20 protein-coding genes are annotated in these 16,700 nt (G+C 66.2%); 5 read left to right on the top strand and 15 right to left on the bottom strand.

Features of this window, described 5'->3' with window-relative positions; translation table 11 throughout:
* Positions 1-34: 34 nt before the first annotated feature.
* The 4 genes from ruvB to ruvA all read right to left on the bottom strand — a co-directional run bounded on the left by ruvB (position 35) and on the right by ruvA (position 2,895).
* A complete protein-coding gene (ruvB, locus tag PIB19_RS18690) occupies positions 35-1,057 on the bottom strand; it encodes a Holliday junction branch migration DNA helicase RuvB (protein ID WP_271241031.1) in 1,023 nt (340 codons plus the stop codon).
* Positions 1,050-1,448 (bottom strand): GFA family protein, encoded by a 399-nt coding sequence (locus tag PIB19_RS18685; protein WP_271238539.1) that lies wholly within the window; start codon positions 1,446-1,448, stop codon positions 1,050-1,052. The genes ruvB and PIB19_RS18685 overlap by 8 nt, the downstream gene beginning before the upstream one ends.
* A gap of 200 nt (positions 1,449-1,648) precedes the next feature.
* Positions 1,649-2,050 (bottom strand): RcnB family protein, encoded by a 402-nt coding sequence (locus PIB19_RS18680; RefSeq protein ID WP_271238538.1) that lies wholly within the window; start codon positions 2,048-2,050, stop codon positions 1,649-1,651.
* A 251-nt stretch (positions 2,051-2,301) separates the two neighbouring features.
* Entirely contained in the window at positions 2,302-2,895 is a 594-nt protein-coding gene (ruvA, locus tag PIB19_RS18675; RefSeq protein ID WP_271238537.1) for a Holliday junction branch migration protein RuvA, read from the bottom strand.
* A gap of 253 nt (positions 2,896-3,148) precedes the next feature.
* Between ruvA and PIB19_RS18670 the strand changes: the two genes are divergently transcribed.
* The gene (locus PIB19_RS18670; RefSeq protein WP_271238536.1) at positions 3,149-3,595 is read left to right on the top strand and encodes a hypothetical protein; all 447 of its coding nucleotides are present in this window, start codon (positions 3,149-3,151) and stop codon (positions 3,593-3,595) included.
* Between the two features lie 6 nt (positions 3,596-3,601).
* Here the strand turns inward: PIB19_RS18670 and ruvC are convergent, their stop codons facing one another.
* The 5 genes from ruvC to PIB19_RS18645 form a co-directional block, all read right to left on the bottom strand.
* On the bottom strand, positions 3,602-4,090 hold the full coding sequence (gene ruvC, locus PIB19_RS18665) for a crossover junction endodeoxyribonuclease RuvC (RefSeq protein WP_271238535.1): 489 nt from the start codon (positions 4,088-4,090) through the stop codon (positions 3,602-3,604).
* Between the two features lie 4 nt (positions 4,091-4,094).
* Positions 4,095-4,445, bottom strand: a complete 351-nt coding sequence (locus PIB19_RS18660) for a DUF3147 family protein (protein WP_271238534.1) — start codon at positions 4,443-4,445, stop codon at positions 4,095-4,097.
* Positions 4,445-5,188: a YebC/PmpR family DNA-binding transcriptional regulator gene (locus PIB19_RS18655; RefSeq protein ID WP_271238533.1), complete on the bottom strand. Its 744-nt coding sequence runs from the start codon at positions 5,186-5,188 to the stop codon at positions 4,445-4,447. Before PIB19_RS18655 ends, PIB19_RS18660 begins: the two co-directional genes overlap by 1 nt.
* Before the next feature lie 118 nt (positions 5,189-5,306).
* Complete coding sequence (locus PIB19_RS18650; RefSeq protein ID WP_056617902.1) at positions 5,307-5,546, bottom strand: DUF2312 domain-containing protein; 240 nt, start codon at positions 5,544-5,546, stop codon at positions 5,307-5,309.
* A 124-nt stretch (positions 5,547-5,670) separates the two neighbouring features.
* Entirely contained in the window at positions 5,671-6,039 is a 369-nt protein-coding gene (locus PIB19_RS18645; protein ID WP_271238532.1) for a DUF1244 domain-containing protein, read from the bottom strand.
* 67 nt (positions 6,040-6,106) lie between these two features.
* Between PIB19_RS18645 and pyk the strand changes: the two genes are divergently transcribed.
* On the top strand, positions 6,107-7,639 hold the full coding sequence (pyk, locus tag PIB19_RS18640; RefSeq protein ID WP_271238531.1) for a pyruvate kinase: 1,533 nt from the start codon (positions 6,107-6,109) through the stop codon (positions 7,637-7,639).
* A 63-nt stretch (positions 7,640-7,702) separates the two neighbouring features.
* Here pyk and PIB19_RS18635 read toward each other — a convergent pair whose 3' ends face one another.
* Positions 7,703-8,320, bottom strand: a complete 618-nt coding sequence (locus PIB19_RS18635; RefSeq protein WP_271238530.1) for an HAD family hydrolase — start codon at positions 8,318-8,320, stop codon at positions 7,703-7,705.
* Between the two features lie 8 nt (positions 8,321-8,328).
* Entirely contained in the window at positions 8,329-8,454 is a 126-nt protein-coding gene (gene ykgO / locus PIB19_RS18630) for a type B 50S ribosomal protein L36 (RefSeq protein WP_029724010.1), read from the bottom strand.
* Between the two features lie 163 nt (positions 8,455-8,617).
* On the opposite strand from ykgO, the gene PIB19_RS18625 reads away from it, so the two are divergent.
* The 3 genes from PIB19_RS18625 (at position 8,618) to PIB19_RS18615 (ending at position 10,797) form a co-directional block, all read left to right on the top strand.
* Positions 8,618-9,124, top strand: a complete 507-nt coding sequence (locus tag PIB19_RS18625; protein WP_271238529.1) for a hypothetical protein — start codon at positions 8,618-8,620, stop codon at positions 9,122-9,124.
* Between the two features lie 100 nt (positions 9,125-9,224).
* Positions 9,225-10,343: a M14 family metallopeptidase gene (locus tag PIB19_RS18620; RefSeq protein WP_271238528.1), complete on the top strand. Its 1,119-nt coding sequence runs from the start codon at positions 9,225-9,227 to the stop codon at positions 10,341-10,343.
* A gap of 52 nt (positions 10,344-10,395) precedes the next feature.
* Entirely contained in the window at positions 10,396-10,797 is a 402-nt protein-coding gene (locus tag PIB19_RS18615) for a GNAT family N-acetyltransferase (RefSeq protein ID WP_336297343.1), read from the top strand.
* Between the two features lie 64 nt (positions 10,798-10,861).
* Here PIB19_RS18615 and PIB19_RS18610 read toward each other — a convergent pair whose 3' ends face one another.
* The 4 genes from PIB19_RS18610 to PIB19_RS18595 are packed head-to-tail and all read right to left on the bottom strand — an operon-like array spanning position 10,862 to position 16,133.
* Positions 10,862-12,418, bottom strand: coding sequence for a cation:proton antiporter (locus PIB19_RS18610; RefSeq protein WP_271238526.1), 1,557 nt, complete (start codon positions 12,416-12,418; stop codon positions 10,862-10,864).
* A 16-nt stretch (positions 12,419-12,434) separates the two neighbouring features.
* Entirely contained in the window at positions 12,435-13,370 is a 936-nt protein-coding gene (locus PIB19_RS18605; RefSeq protein ID WP_271238525.1) for an aldo/keto reductase, read from the bottom strand.
* Between the two features lie 2 nt (positions 13,371-13,372).
* Positions 13,373-14,152, bottom strand: a complete 780-nt coding sequence (locus tag PIB19_RS18600) for a hypothetical protein (protein ID WP_271238524.1) — start codon at positions 14,150-14,152, stop codon at positions 13,373-13,375.
* A 49-nt stretch (positions 14,153-14,201) separates the two neighbouring features.
* A complete protein-coding gene (locus PIB19_RS18595; protein WP_271238523.1) occupies positions 14,202-16,133 on the bottom strand; it encodes a TonB-dependent receptor domain-containing protein in 1,932 nt (643 codons plus the stop codon).
* Positions 16,134-16,700: the final 567 nt, after the last annotated feature.

Raw genomic sequence — 16,700 nt, 5'->3', positions numbered from 1 at the left:
TTAACCAAGGGATTCCGGCGGGGGAACCCCTCCCTCAGTCGAACAGCCCTTCCTGCGCGGTGGGCGGTGGATTGAGCCCGAGATGCTTCCAGCCGGCGGCATTCAGGCAACGCCCGCGCGCCGTTCGGGCGATCATGCCGATCTGGATCAGATAGGGTTCGATCACTTCCTCGATCGTGTCCCGCGGCTCGCTGAGCCCCGCCGCGAGCGTTTCCACGCCCACCGGGCCGCCTTTGTAGATGTCGGCGATCATCATCAGATAGCGCCGGTCCATGCTGTCGAGCCCCAGCCCGTCAACCTCGAGCCGTGTCAGCGCGGCATCCGCCACCCTGGCGTGGACGGTCTCCTCGCCCGCGACATTGGCGAAGTCGCGCACCCGGCGCAGCAGCCGCCCGGCGATGCGCGGCGTGCCCCGCGCGCGCCTGGCAATCTCGTGCGCGCCGTCGGGTGCGACATGCAGATCGAGCAGGGTCGCGGCACGAGAGACCACGCGCTCGAGTTCGTCGACCGTGTAGAATTGCAGCCGCACCGGAATGCCGAAGCGATCGCGCAAAGGCGTGGTGAGCAGCCCCTGCCGGGTGGTCGCGCCTACCAGGGTGAAGCGCGGCAAATCGATCCGCACCGAACGCGCCGAAGGACCCTCGCCGATCATGAGATCCAGCGCGCGATCCTCCATCGCCGGATAGAGGACTTCCTCGACCGCGGGATTGAGGCGGTGGATCTCGTCGATGAACAGCACGTCGCCGTCCTCGAGATTGGTGAGCAACGCGGCGAGATCGCCCGACTTGGCGATCACCGGCCCGGAGGTCGAGCGGAACCCCACCCCCATTTCGCGCGCGATGATCTGCGCGAGCGTGGTCTTGCCGAGCCCGGGCGGGCCGAAGAACAACACGTGATCCAGCGCCTCGCCGCGCTGCCTGGCGGCCTGGATGAAGATGCGCAGATTCTCCCGCGCGCCCTTCTGCCCGACGAACTCGTCGAGCGACTTCGGACGCAGCGCGGCATCGATGTCCTCGGGTTTCCGGACCGGCGCGAGGATGCGATCGGCGTCAGTCAAAGTGCTCAACTCCGTCGCCGGTGATCGTGACCCAGGCGTGCTTGCGCTGCTCCCACACCGAGAAATACGGCGCCGGGAAATCGGGGTCGGCGAAGGCGCCGATCGCGACCGCGATCAGTTCGGGCATCCCGCCGCCCTGGTACCAGACCGTCGAGCCGCAAAGGGGGCAAAAGTGAAAGTCCGTGACGCCGCCATTGTCGCCGACATGTACCCACTCGGTCGAATCGCCGCTGATGCGCACCTGCTCGGCGGGCCAGCGCGCCTGCGCGGCGAAGGCGGAGCCACTGCGCTGCTGGCAGTTAAGGCAATGGCACACCGAAATGCGCACCGGTTCGCCATGGCACTCGGCCTTAAGCTGCCCACACCGGCAGGTCGCTACGCGCGTGGTCATTTCGCCGCCTTTCGCAGCACCAGCGCGTCGAGCGTCGCACCCGTGCCCGGCTCGTCATTGGCGGCACTCACCGCGGTCGAGCCTCGGCGCTGCAGGAGACGGTGAGGATGCGGTCGGCGTCGGTCATGGTATGTTCTCTACCCGTTCGCACCCATGCCTGTCGAGGGCGGGTGCGAACCTGGCCGACGCCGACATTCACTTCATCGGAACGCGCCGTAGATCACGTCGGCGATGCGCCGCGTGCGGATATTCACCAGCAGCAGGTCCGGGCCATAACGCACCCAGCGATAGCCGTGCGGGGGCGGACCGAAGCCGAAATTATAATAATTGTCGTAGTAATAGGTCGAGGAGAGGAACAGGCTCGGCAGCAGCAGGCCGATCGACCAGCGCCGGTAGCGCCAGCCGCGCGGATAATGGAACACCGGGCCATGGATCGGCCGGAAGTGCGGCGGACGATAGCCGGGACGATGCGGCGGCCGCGGCCTTGGCGGACGAACGCCCTGGCCCGGACCCGGCCGCGGCGGCTGGATCGAAGGCCCGCCCGGGTTGGGCCGTGGCGGCTGGATCGAAGGGCCACCGGGATTGGGCCGCGGCGGCCGCACCCTTGGCCAGGATTAGGCCGCGGCGGCCGTACGTTTTGGCCGGGATTGGGCTTCGGCGGCTGGACCTGCGGCCGGCCGACCGGCCGTTCCTGGCCGGGGACGGGCCTGGTCGTTGCCTGCGCCATCGCGATATCGGGAAGCACCAGCAGCGCGCTGGTCGTCACGAGAAGTAGCCGTTTCATGCGCCCTCCTGACTTGGTCGGCGAAGGCTATGCTTCCAGCCGATCATTGGCAAGTCGCAACAAGTTCAGCTATTTCGCCGCCTTTCTGAGCGCTAGCCGGACCAGCGCGTCGAGCGTCGCGCCCGCGCCGAGTTCGTCGTTCGCGGCGCTCACCGCAGTCGACGCCTCGGCCGGCTTGAAGCCGAGGTTGAGCAGCGCCGAAACCGCGTCCGCCGCCGCGCCGCCCGCCGGAGCGGCAACCGAGACGCCGCCGAGCGCGATGCCGCCGGCCTTGTCCTTGAGCTCGTTGACGATGCGTTGGGCGAGCTTGGGGCCCACGCCGTTGGCGCGTGCGATCATCGCCGAATCGGCGCGGGCGACTGCGGTGCGCAGTTCGTCCGGCGCGAGGATCGAGAGGATCGCCAGAGCGACCTTGGAGCCGACGCCCTGGACATGGGTGAGCAGCTTGAACCAGTCGCGCTCATCCGCGGTGGCGAAGCCCATCAGCCGGATGAAATCCTCGGCGACGAGCATCTCGGTGTGGATCGTCACCGGATCGCCGACGATCCCGAGTTTCTCGAGCGTCTTGGCCGAGGCGCCGACGAGATAGCCGACGCCGTTCACGTCGATCACTGCATAGTCGGCGCCGGTCGCCGCCAGCGTGCCCTTGAGATGCGCGATCATGCGGCGCAGCGCCGATTGTCAACCAGATGGCTGGTTGACACGCTTGACACGAAACGCGATTTTGCGGGGTCGGTTGACACGTGCCGCGCCGCTTCCCGCGCGATCGGGGCCGCGACCACAGAGCGGAAAGCCGGGAGCATCATCCCCGGTACGTAAGCAGAACATCACCATGTAGGAAAGCGAAATCGCCCACGCCTCTGGCGCCGGGCGTGGGGTCTTCCCATTTCATTTCCGAAATCTTCCGCGGGGGAATATGCTCGGCATCTGCTTGTGGCTCTGGCTCGCTTTGCTCGTCGCCGGAAATACACCGGTCGGCCGCGGCATGCGGCACTGGCTGGTCGAATGGCCTGCCGCGCGGCTCTCGCGGATCCAGCGCGGCGCGGTGCTGGTCTGGCTGGTGCTGATCGCGATCGGCACAGCCTGCTTCTGGATACTCGAGGAAGAGGGCCTGCGGATGTTCGCAATGGCGCTGCCCGAGCTGGCCGGCTGGGTGACGGCATTCGAGATCGGATCGCTGGTCGATGCGATTGCGATGGCGGTGCTTGCGGCCTCGACGGTGCGGATCGGCGCAGTGAAGGCATGGGTGATGCGCCGGCTGCCGATACGCCGGGCGCGGGCCAGACGCGCGCGGCGGACGCGACCGGTCAGGCGCAGTGCCAATGACGACGAGGACGGGGTGGTCGCCGCGCTGGCCGCCTGAATCGCGTCAGCGGAGACGCATACGCGCGCTTCCTAAATGGTGCGCGTGGCAGATCGCCACAGCAAGCGCGTCGCCGGCATCGGGTCCGTCGATTTTCACGCCCGGCAGCAGCCGCGCGACCATTGCATGGACCTGCGCCTTCTCGGCATTGCCGGTACCGACCACTGCCTTCTTGACGATGCTGGGGGTATATTCGCCGACATCGAGCCCCGCACGCGCCGCCGCGCAGAGTACCACACCGCGCGCCTGGCCGAGCTTGAGCGTCGATTGCGCGTTCGAATTGACGAACACTTCCTCGCACGCCGCGGCGCCGGGCGCATGATCGACGATCAAAGCCGCGAGCATCGCATCGAGGTGCGCCAGCCGGCGCGGCAACGGCGCCTGCGGGTCGGTCTTGAGCTTGCCGTTGGCGACATGGCTCAGCCGATTGCCCTCGGCGTGGATCAGCCCCCACCCAGTGGTGCCGAGCCCGGGATCGAGGCCGAGGATGATCATATGTTCAGAGCCGCAGGCCGAAGCGCGGCCCGATCGTCGTCATACCGATATAGAGTATGAAGGTGAGCACACAGCCGGCGAGCAACGACAGCCAGAAATTGACACCGCTGCGCAACAGCGCCGGGATCAGCAGGAACATCGGCAGCGAGGGCAGCACATACCAGAAAGTCGCTTCCGCATGATGCGCCATGTTCTCGGCATCCGGGCGGCCGTTCCACAACAGGATCATGCCGAGAATCGATACCAAAGGCAGCGAGGCGACAAGCGCGGCAAGCGCCGGCTGGCGCTTGCCGATCTCCGCGATCGCCACGATCAGCGCACCCGAGAGCAACGCCTTGGCGATCAATGCGAACATTATCCGAGCTTCTCCATCACCTCGTCCGAGACCTCATAATTGCCCCAGACGGTCTGGACGTCGTCGTCGTCGTCGAGCGCGTCGATCAGCTTGAACAAAGTCGCCGCGTCGCCCTCGGCCACCTCGACCATGGTCTGCGGACGCCAGGCTAGCTTGGCTCCCTCCGGCTCGCCGAGCACCGGGGTCAGCGCATTGGCGACTTCGTGGAGGTCGCCCTGCGCGGTCCAGATCTCGTGGCCGTCTTCGCTCGACGTCACGTCCTCGGCGCCGGCTTCGAGCGCGGCTTCGAATACCTTGTCGGCGTCGCCGGCACTCGCGGGGTAGTTGATGAGCCCCATGCGATCGAAGGCGTGGCTGACCGAACCCGGCGCGCCGAGATTGCCGCCATTCTTGCTGATCGCGGTACGCACGTTGGTGACGGTGCGGTTGCGGTTGTCGGTCAGCGTCTCGACGATCAGGCTCACGCCGCCGGGGCCGAACGCCTCGTAGCGGATCTCTTCGTAATTCTCGGCGTCGCCCTTGCTAGCCTTGTCGATCGAGCGCTGGATATTGTCCTTGGGCATGGACTGCGCCTTGGCGGCGTTGACCGCCGCGCGCAGCCGCGGGTTCATGTCGGGATCGGGCAAGCCCATCTTGGCCGCGACGGTGATTTCGCGGCTGAGCTTGGAGAACATGCCCGAGCGCTTCTTATCCTGCGCGCCCTTGCGGTGCATGATGTTCTTGAATTTGGAATGGCCTGCCATGAATCCAATCTACCGTTCGGGCTGAGCTTGTCGAAGCCCCGTTCTTCTTGCTCAGCCAGCGGTTAGAAGAAAGTGCGGCCCTTCGACAAGCTCAGGGCGAACGGGGCTCTTCTCGGGATCAGTGCAGGCCGAGCGCGTTGCGATAGGTCTCGAGCAGTGCATCGGCCTCGTCGCGGTGATGCTTCTCCATCTTCCGCAGGCGGACGATGTGACGCATCGTCTTGGTGTCGAAGCCGGTCGACTTGGACTCGGCATAGACATCCTTGATGTCGTCGGCGATGCCCTTCTTCTCTTCTTCGAGGCGCTCGATCCGCTCGATGAAGAGGCGCAGCTGTTCGGCGGAAATCGAATCGGACAAGGGGTATCTCCTGACGCTGGTTGGCCGTCACCCCGGCGGAGGCCGGAGTCGCGCACGGCTTGCGATGAAACTGGAGCGCGCCGCTTAGAGAAGCCCGGCCCGCCGCTCAAGCCCTCCGTCCCGATTAGCGCCCCGGATCGGTCATCGACGGCGGATCGCTCGCCGGAAAGCTGTCGTCGAGCGCGTCGTCGAGCAGCGCCTCGACATGATTGCGCTTCATGCTTTCTTCCATTCGTTCGAGCTGATCCGGGGTCGCCTCGATCTGATGGCGCGCCTTCCACTCGGCATAGGGCATGCCATAGACGATCTCGCGCCCTTCCTCCTTGCTCAGCCCGCCGGCTTCGGCGACCCAATCGCCCAGGCAGTTGCGGCAGAAGCCCGCCAGCCCCATCAAATCGACATTCTGCGCGTCGCTGCGATGCCGCAAATGCCGGACGAGCCGCCGGAACGCCTTGGCCGCCACGGCGTCGTCCAGGGTATCGAGTGTCGGCACTGTGAACCTCCGTGGTTGATCGGCGCAGATTAAAGGCTAGAGGCAGGCGCGCACAAGGATGACAGCGATGACAAAGGCCATAAGACCTCGTTCCCGGAAAGTCCGCATCCTCGCGACGCTGGGCCCTGCGAGCAACACCGTCGAGATGATCGAGCAGTTGTTCGAGGCGGGTGCCGATGCCTTCCGCGTCAACATGAGCCATGGCGATCAGGCATCGAAGGTGCCGGTGATCGCGGCGATCCGCAGCCTCGAGAAAAGATATGGCCGGCCGACGACGATCCTCGCCGACCTTCAGGGCCCCAAGCTGCGCGTCGGCAAGTTCGCCGAGGGCAAGGTGGTGCTCGAAACCGGCCAGCAATTCACGCTCGACCGCGATCCGACCCCGGGCGACGCGACTCGCGTCGAGCTGCCGCACCGCGAGATCTTCGAAGCCGCGCACGAGGATGCCCGGCTGCTGCTCGACGACGGCAAGATGGTGCTGCGCGTAACGTCCGCGAGCCCCGACAAGCTCGTCACGCGCGTGGAGGTCGGCGGCACGCTCTCCAATTCCAAGGGCCTCAACGTCCCCGACATGGTGCTGCCGCTCGCGGCGCTCACCGAAAAGGACCGCAGCGACCTGGCATTCGCGGTCGAGCAGCGCGTCGACTGGATCGCTTTGTCTTTCGTCCAGCGCCCCGAGGATCTGATGGAGGCGCGCCGGCTGATCGGCGGCAAGGCGGCCCTGCTCGCCAAGATCGAGAAGCCGAGCGCGATCACCCGGCTCGAGGAGATCGTCGAGCAATGCGACGGCGTGATGGTCGCCCGCGGTGATCTCGGCGTCGAATTGCCGCCGCAGAGCGTGCCGCCGCTGCAGAAGCGCATCGTCGAGACCGCGCGGCGGATGGGCCGTCCGGTGATCGTCGCGACGCAGATGCTCGAATCGATGATCGATTCGCCCTCGCCGACCCGCGCCGAAGTCTCCGACGTCGCGACCGCGGTCTATGACGGCGCCGACGCGATCATGCTCTCGGCCGAGAGCGCGGCGGGCAAATGGCCGGTCGAATCGGTCGCGATGATGAACTCGATCGCCGACGCAGTGGAACGCGATCCCGCGCATGGCGACCGGGTCCATTTCACGGTCACGCGCCCCGATCCGACCACCGCCGACGCACTCGCCGAGGCGGCGAAGAACATCGCCCGCACCGTATCGGCAGTGGCGATCGTCTGCTTCACCAGCTCGGGCTCGACGGCACGGCGGATCGCGCGCGAGCGCCCGACCGTGCCGATCATGGTGCTGACGCCGAAGATCGAGACCGCGCGCCGCAGCGGGCTGCTCTGGGGCAGCCACGCGGTCCATACCCGCGACGTCGAATCGTTCGAGGAGATGGTCGCCAAGGCCAAGCGCATGGCGATGCGCCAGGAACTGGCTGCCGCCGGCGACCGCATCATCGTCTGCGCCGGCGTACCGTTCGGGACGCCGGGCTCGACCAACGTGCTCCACGTCGTCACCATCCTTGGCGACGAGCTCAAGAATTATCAGGGGCCCGAAGGGGCTGAACCTGGGCACCGCCTCTCCGTCACCCCGGCCTTGTGCCGGGGTCCACCGGGAGGCGAGCGATGACTCAGACAGGTAAGGACAGCGCATGAGGCGCAGTGGACCCCGGCACAAGGCCGGGGTGACGTTCTAATTTGGAAGCAATCCCAACCGCACCAATTCGGCGCGGAAATCCTCGGCCGTAGTGAACAGCACGGCGTGGATGCCCGCATTCCTCGCGCCGGCAACATTGGCGGCGCTGTCGTCGACAAACACGGCCTCCGGCCCTTCCAGCCCGAAGCGCTTCAGCGCCAGCGCATAGATCGCGGGATCGGGCTTCACCAGCTTCTCGTCGCCCGACACGACGACATCACGGAAGCGATCGAACAATTCGGCATGCTGCGGCACCCATTCGCGCCAGAACTCGCCCGAGAAATTGGTGATCGCGAACAGTGGCACGCCCGCGGCATCGAGCTCGCGGACGATCTCCAGCATCCCCGGAATCGCGTGCGGCACCGTGTCGTTGAAGCGCGGCCCCCACGCGGCGATCAGCTCGGCATGCTCAGGATACTCAGCACTCAGCTCCGCCGAGGTCTCCGCGAACGGGCGCCCGGCATCGTGCTGGAAATGCCATTCCCTGGTGACGACGTTCGCCAGAAACGCTTCGAGCGCCTGATCGTCCTCGATCAAGCGCTCGTAGAGGTAACGCGGATCCCATTCGAAGAGGACCTTGCCGACATCGAAGATGACGGCGCGCGGGGTCCCCACGTCCGGAATTAGCCCTGGCGGGCCTTGAACCGGCGATTCGTCTTGTTGATCACATAGGTCCGGCCGCGGCGACGGATCACGCGGTTGTCGCGGTGCCGCCCCTTGAGCGACTTCAATGAATTCACGATCTTCATGACCGATTCGCTTCTCGACTGAATATGGTGCTGGAAAAGAGGCGCCCGCCTAGAGGGGAGCGTCGTCAAGTCAAGGTGCTGACGGCCTTGCGGAACCGACTGCCCGGGGGCAGGGTTGAGGTGCGGCGGGGCGTTCTCCCCGCGAGACAGGAGGCCAATGCCCGTGAACAAGCTTCTCAGCATCGCAGCCGCGGGCGCGGCCCTGCTCGCGGGCGGATGCACCACCACCAGCCGCAACGCGCCGGTGGAGGTCACGCGCTATCATATCGGCACGCTGTCCGAACGCACCACGGTAGCGATCGAGCCGATGACCGGCGCGGCGCAGATCAGCCCCGAGTTCCAGATGTATGCCGACGCGGTCGGGACCGAGCTCGAGCGGCTCGGCTTCGTCCAGTCGCGCAGCGAGATGGCGTCGGGCTATATCGCCGCGGTCTCGTTCACGCGCGTCTCGCGCGGTGCGTATCGCGAGCAGCCCCCGTCTCGATCGGTCTCGGCGGCGGCGGCATCAGCGGGGGTCGACGCGGCGGCGGAGTCGGGCTGGGCGGCGGCGTGTCGTTCGGGATCGGCGGCAAGACCCGCGAAGTCTATGGCTCCGAGCTTGCGGTCCAGCTCCGTCGCCGCAGCGACAATAGCACCGTGTGGGAAGGTCGCGCAGTCACCGAATCGGTGAGCGGCAAGCCCGGCAGCGATCCGCGCGATCAGGCCGCCAGGCTGGCGAACGCGTTGTTCAGGGACTTCCCAGGCGAGTCAGGCATCACTACCACGGTCAAATGAGCATCCAGATCAACGCCGCATTCGACGGCGGCAATATCCGCGTGGTGGCAGTGGAGGGCGACCGGGTCGACCTCGAGATCGTCACCGATCATCTGTCCGATTTCTACCAGTGGTTCCATTTCCGGCTGGCAGGGGCGAAGGGGCGCACGCTGACCTTCCGCATCCTCAATGCGGGCGGCGCGGCCTATCCGTTCGGCTGGCCGGGCTATCAGGCGCGTTGGAGCACCGACCGCGCGCATTGGCGGACCACCGCCACCGATTATGCCGACGGCGTGCTGAGCTTCACGCGCGCGATCGACACCGATATCGTCTGGTTCGCCTATTTCGCGCCCTATTCGATGGAGCGGCACCATGATCTGGTGACGCGCATCGCCGCCCAGCCGGGCGTCTCCCACCGCGAATTGGGCGTCACGCTCGACGGCCAGCCGATCGACTGCCTGACGCTCGGCGAAGGCCCCAAGCAGGTCTGGCTCTATGCCCGCCAGCATCCCGGCGAGACCATGGCCGAATGGTGGATGGAAGGCGCGCTCGAGAAGCTGATCGATCTGGACGATCGGACCACGCACGCGCTGCGGAGCAAGGCGACGTTCCACATCGTTCCGAACATGAACCCCGACGGGTCGCGCCGCGGGCATCTGCGCACCAATGCCGCGGGGATCAACCTCAACCGCGAATGGCACTCGCCCACGCCCGAGAGGAGCCCCGAAGTCCTCGTCGTGCGCAATCGCATGGACGAGACCGGCGTCGATTTCGCGATGGACGTCCATGGCGACGAGGCGATCCCCGCCAATTTCATCGCGGGTTTCGAAGGCATCCCGAGCTGGACCGACGCATTGGGCGAGAAATTCTACGATTTCGCGCGCCGCCTGGCCGATGCCACGCCCGAATTCCAGCTCGACCTCGGCTATGAGAAGGCCGCACCGGGCAAGGCCAATCTCTCGATGTCGACGAACCAGGTGGCCGAGCGGTTCGGTGCCGTTTCGATGACTCTGGAGATGCCGTTCAAGGACCATGACGCCAATGCCGATGCCGAGTTCGGCTGGTCGCCCGCGCGCTGCAAGGTCCTCGCGCATGCCTGTATCGATACGCTCGCCGGCATGATCGACGAAATCTGATGGAGATCCGCGAGGGGGACTGGACGATCCGCAGGTCGTCGCCTTGCTCAACGTGCATTTCGCGGGGATGCTCGCGAATTCGCCGAAGGGCAGCTGTCATTTCCTCGATCTGTCGGGATTGCGCGCGCCCGGCGTGACCTTCTGGTCGGCGTGGGACGGCGCGGACCTGCTCGGCTGTGGCGCGCTCAAGCAGCTCGACGACGGGCACGGCGAGATCAAGTCGATGCGCACGTCCGAGCAGCATCTGCGGCGCGGCACCGGCGCCGCTCTGGTCTCGCACATCCTCGGCGTCGCCCGCGCGCGGGGCTATAAGCGGCTGAGCCTGGAGACCGGCTCGGGGCCCGCCTTCGAAGCCGCCCACGCGCTCTACCGCCAGTTCGGCTTCACCGAGACCGGACCGTTCGGCAATTATCAGGAAGACCCGTTCAGCCGCTTCATGTCGCGGGTGCTGTAAGCATATCGACATTCGGCTTCCCCTCCCTGTGGGGAGGGAGTTGCGCGATTGAAGTCGATACGCCCTAACCTTCCTCGATCGCGCGCTGTCCGGCGGGGCCGATCGCCAGCTCGCGCCAGTCGAGTTCCTCCTGCAGCCGCTCGAACGCTTCCTCGCCGATCGCGTCGTCGTCGCGCAATTGGCGCAGCCGCTCGCGCTGTGCGGATATCGCCTCGAGCTTGAGCCGTCGGCGCTCGTTGAAATCGCCGCAAGCCTCGCCGCCGTCGAGCGCTGCGCGATCGATCTCAAACTGGCGCCGGACCTCGTCGGCAACGCGCCCTTTCGCCCCCGCAACCGCGGCCAGCGCCGCCCCGGTCAAAGCGCGCTCGGCCGCCTGATGCTCCTGTGAATCGTCGCCGCTGTCCAGGCCCAGCAGCCGGATCAGCGGCGTGAGCGTGAGCCCCTGCACCACCAGGGTCGCCAGTACCACGGCGAACGCCGACAATGTGATGAGGTCGCGCTGCGGGAAGTCCGATGGCAGCGCAAAGGCGGTCGCCAGCGTGACCAGCCCGCGCATCCCGCACCAGCCGACCACCACGCCCTGGGCGAGGCTCGCCGGCTCGGCATCGCCGCGCAGCAAGGCAAAGCGCGCCGCGAGCCGGTTATAGACGAGCACCCAGGCGAGCCGCGTCACCACCACGCCAGCGACGACCATCGCCGCGACGCCGGCGGCCTCGCGCAGCCGGGCCGGATCCATCCCGCCGATGATCGCGCGCGCCTGCATTCCCATCACCAGGAAGGCGACGACGTTGAGCACGAACACCGCGACGCCCCACACCGCGAAGGATTGGACACGATTGCGCGCGTCGATCTTCATGCGCGGGCTGTTGGCGATGAACATCGCCATCGTCACCACGCAGAGCACCGCCGACAGCCCCAGCCGCTCGGCGAGCAGCCACGCGACGAAGGTATTGACGAATTCGAGCAAATTCCCGCCGAACGAGCCGCGCGTATACGGGATGATGAAGCGAAACAGCCACGCCATCGCCAGCCCCAGCGCAATCCCGCCGGGCGCGGCGAGCCCGAGCTGCAGCGCGACGCTGCCGTCGATCCCGCCATTGCTCTGGACCGCGAGCGCGGCGCTGAACAACAACAAAGCCGTGGCATCGTTGAGCAGGCTCTCGCCGGTGAGCACCTGCACCGTCTTGCGCGGCAGCGCGGCCGATCGCAGGACCGTCGTCGCCGCGGCGGCGTCCGGCGGCGCGACGATCGCCCCGAGCGTGATCGCCGCGGCGAGCGGCAGTCCCGCGAATGCCCAGCCGATCCACGCCACGACCGCGGTGGTCAGCAGCACCGCGACGACGGCAAGCGCCACCAGCGGGCGCCACAGCTTGCGGATCGCCGCGAGCGGGAAATCGAACGCCGCGTCGAGCAGCACCGGGGCGATGAACAATGCCAGCGCGGTATGCCCCTCGAGCCCGATCGCGGGGGTTCCCGGCACCAAAGCGACGATCACGCCCGCGGTGGCCAGCATCGTCGGATAGGGAATCCATGTTCGCCGCGCGACTTGCAGCAGCACCACTGCAAGCAGCAACAAGGCGACGAGGCTCTCGAAGAAAGTCATTACGGTGCGCCAACGCACCAGAAGCGCAATCCGCTCAGCATAGCCACGCATGCTTCGCGAGCGCGGTACCGATGTCGGGGTCGAGTGGCCCGGCCAGCACCGCCTGCAGGTTCGCCTCGAGCTGCGCGCGGTTGCGCATCCCCACCGCCACGGTCGAGACCGCAGGATGCGACAGGCAGAAGCGCAGCGCCATGTCGGCAAGCGATTGGTCCGGCGGAGTCACGGCCCGCAGATGTTCCACGCGTTCGCCGGTCTCGCGCCGGTGCTCATCGAAGAAATAGTCGTGCCGCCAATCGTCGCGCGGAAATTCCAGCCTGCCCCCCAGCGCGCCGTAGTAAAGCGGCGCGCGGGCGATGACGCCCACATCGTGCTTCCGGCAAAGCGGCAGGAGCGCCCGGGCCGCGCCGGGATCGAAGACATTGTACATCGCCTGCACCGAAGCGATCCGCCCGCTGGCGACGATCTCGAACCCGGCCGCCACGTCGTGATCGAACAGCGACACGCCGAAGCCGGCGATCTTGCCCTCCGCGCGAAGCCGTTCGAGCGTCTCCAGCCAATCGCCTTCGTGCTGCCATTCGGGACACCAGGCGTGGAGCTGCTGGAGCGCCAGCCGCTCGACGCCTAATGTCACGAGCAACGCCTCGGTCTCCGCCCGCAGGTGCCGCCCGGGATAGGCATCCTGCACGGGAACATGCGGCGAGGGCAGATCGAAGGCGACCAGCGACGTTGCGCGCACGAGGACATGAACGCGGTCGCGGGCATTCTCGCGCCTGAGTATTTCGCCGAGCAGCGTCGCCGCCGCGCTGTCTCCGGCATCGAGTTCGATGGCATTGACTCCGCGATCGAGCGCCAGCGCGACCAGCGCCCCCGCCTCGGCGACGTCGCTCCGCGCCGCGGCCGTCAGCGCCGAAGTCCCGAGGGTCAGCTCGGATATGTCGAGCCCGGTCCGGCCGAGGCGGCGAAACCGCATCGTCAGTCCGCCGCCGCCGTGATCACGATCTGCAGCCCCGGCGCATCGCGGTTCGCCCAGGACGAACGGTGCCACGCGCCGGACTGCGCCGGGGTCTGGACGCGGTGCACGCTCGCGGCGCCGGGTGTGACTTCATATTCCCTGTCCGGATCGCGCAGGAACGGAAACCGGCCCGAGACCATCGCCGCGAGCTGCATCGGGCGATGCGCCCATAATGTCTCGACCGGAACGCCGGTACGCAACACGCGCGTGTCCATCTGGCCCAACAGGGAGAATTCACGGCGCATATAGGCGCGATAGATATCGGCACGGATGTTGTCGGCAGAGGTGAGCCGCATGCCGGCGGGACGGCCGAGCGGCCAGACCAGCCGGAACGCCCGCCGCTCGTTGACGCGATCGACATGCCAGACGAGGTCACCCGGCGCGAAATAGGTGCGGATCGCGATCGCCGGCCGGGCATCGACCAGTCCGCCGACAAGGTCGGCCAGCGCGGCGATCTCGCGGGCGAGCAGTTTGTTCTCGCGCCCGAACGCGCGGGGTCCGAATAGCTGGCCCGACACCAGCTCGAGTGCCGCGTCGGGCTCGAGCCGATTGAAGTCGAGCTTGAATCCGGGTGCGCGGAGCAATGCCCGCACCAGATCGCGAAAGGGTAGATCATCGAGCGCCGGACGGTCGAGCTCGATCGCACCGAGCGGCGACTGATCGAGGCGACGGAGCAACAGCTCGGCGCCGTCGGCCAATGCGCTGCCGGGAAGTCCGCTCATCGCAACGTTGTCGGCCAAGGCCCCGGCCAGATCAAGCGGCCGCCCCCGAAGGAGCGGCCGTCGGGCATCAGTTGCCGAACTGGAGGCGAACGCCGGTCATGATCCGCCGGCCACCATAAGACAGGCGCATGATCTTGGGGGCACCGTCTTCGAAGGGCACGTAGCTGCCGGTCGAGATCGTCTGCGCCTCACGCCGCATGTTGCGGCCTTCGGCATAGACCTGGAAGTTGCGCGTGACGTTGTACGAGATCTTGGCGTCGATGAAGGTGCTGCCGTCCGTGAAGCGCGGAACGCCCGGATTCCAGCCCGGACCAACGAGGCGTACGTTGGTCCATTGCTCACCCGGATAATTGATGTCGATATTATTGCCGCCGCACGGCGTGATGCAGTTAAACCGCGCGCTACGTTTTTGATAGGCGACCCGGATGTTGAGCTTGCCATCATCATACCACAGCGAAGCGTTGGTATAATATTTCGACTCGTCAGGCGGGAGCATGACATCGCCGGTCAGCGGATCCTGCTGCCCGGACGTCACTGCCGATGACAGGACCGAGAAGTTGGCGTCGGCGCCGGTGTACTTCAGGAACCAGGGCAGGAAGGTGAACGCGGTTTTGGCGGAGAACTCCCAGATCGAACGCTTGTAGCCCGGTCCGTTTTCGTAAGTGGGATAGGCGAACTCGATATCGGAGAGCGCTTCGCCCGTGCCGGGATCGGTTCCTTCGCTCCCCGCGAAAGGCCGCGCGGTCTTGGTCACCTGAAGCGGATTGCCGATCTTGACGTCGAGCTTGCCATAAGTCGCCGAGAACATCGTATCCGCGTTGGGATACCATTCGAGGCTGGCGTTGTAACTCCAGGCAGTAAATGGCTTCAGGCCCGGATTGCCGATACGCCCGGTGCAGCCGAAGATATCGTCGCCGTCGGCATCGATCGCGCGCTGGTCGATCGTGCACGTGCCGCCCGCGATGAGATTGCCCATTGACGGCCGAGCGACGGTCTTGCCGCCATATAGGCGCAACACGACCGACTCGTTGAAGCCCCAGAGGTTGAGATTGACGCTGGGCAGCCAATCCCGGGTGCTGGCATTGACCGAAGTGTTGGCGATGAATGTCTGGGTGATGATACCGCCGGCATTATTGGGATCGAGAGGATTGAAGGCGGGGCCCTTGCGGATGCTGTTCAGCGTGAGCAGCGACGTGCCGGTCACATTGGCAAACACGCCGCGCACGCCGACATTGCCGTTGAAAACCAGCCCCAGGGGCAGCTTCTGCTCGAAGTCGAACATCGCATAGACGTTCTTGATCGTCTCCTGCACCCGCGTCGCCGGCTGGTCGTACATCTGGCCGTCGCTGCCCATGCAGGTCTTGAGGCAATCGTAATTCATGAAGTCCTTCGCGCCGAGCGCGTCGAACAGTTCGTCGGTACGGATGCCCTGCCACGCGTCCGGCAGCGTGCCGCGATTGGGCAGATCGCCGAAATATTGCGAACCGCTGGGCTCGAGCGTCTTGGTGAACAGCGCGATGAGGTCGGCCGGCGTCAGCGTGTCCACGCCCGATCGAATATTGGAAGGGTTGGTGGAAGGCACGAAGCCGTAATTGCACGATACCGTCGATGTCGCGGTGGGCTGGCAGGCGCGCAGCGTGCCGCGCACATTGGCCGTCGGCACGATAATCGCGGGGACATAGCCGGGAGTCCCGAAGGTGCCCACGGCCGAGGATACTGCGTATCCGCCGCCGCCCCAGCGCTCGGACTTATTCTTGCGATACATGCCGCCGACCGAGAATTTGGTGATGAACGGCAGCCAATCGCGCGTGTCGTAGCGCAGGTCGAGCTTGGCGATCCGCTCCGACGATTCGCCGAGCGTCGGCGAATAGGAGACTCGAAGCTCGGCGTGGTCAGGGGCAACTGCCCGACGGTGTAAGCGGGGCTTGCCGGCGCGTTGGGGCCGGCCGTGACGGCGCTCTGGCCGACGCAGGTCGGCGCCGTCCCAGCGCCGATGCACGCGGGCGGACGCAATTGCACGAAGTTCACAGGATTGGTGTCGTCGTAACTGGCTGGCAGAGCGACGTCGTAGAGGCCGTTGGGCTGCAGCGTCAGCGTCGCATCGCCATAAGCGTAGGAGCGCGAAGTGCGCATGTCGCCGCGCCCCGATGTCGCCTTGGTCATGCCTGCCATCGCATCGATCTCGAGTCGCTCGCCGCGATATTCGGCACCGCCCTGATAATACATCGTCTTGGTGTCGATGTGGTTCTCGATCTGGTCGATGCTCACCGAATTGTTGGTCAACGTCATCTGGGTGACGTTGTGATTGGCATCCACCACCACGCTGCCGGGAACGACGTTCAAGACCTGCCCCGCCACGGGGACGCTGATCAGGGAGTTGCCGCTGCCGGTACTGACGACATTGAGGCCGTAGACAGGGTCGAACACATTATATCCGGCAGGCGCGTTGGCGTTGACGGTACGCGTGCGCGGATTGCCCGTGGTCGTATCGCTGAAGGTACCGGCAATATTCTGGTTGAACAGGCTTACCGGGTTGCGGCTGCGGTTCTGGTCATGGACCTGGCGG

Origin of the sequence: Sphingomonas sp. 7/4-4 (assembly GCF_027941955.1) — a bacterium.
GTDB lineage: Bacteria > Pseudomonadota > Alphaproteobacteria > Sphingomonadales > Sphingomonadaceae > Sphingomonas.
Note: the sequence above shows the minus strand (reverse complement) of the source record. Positions and strands in the feature narration are given on the sequence as shown.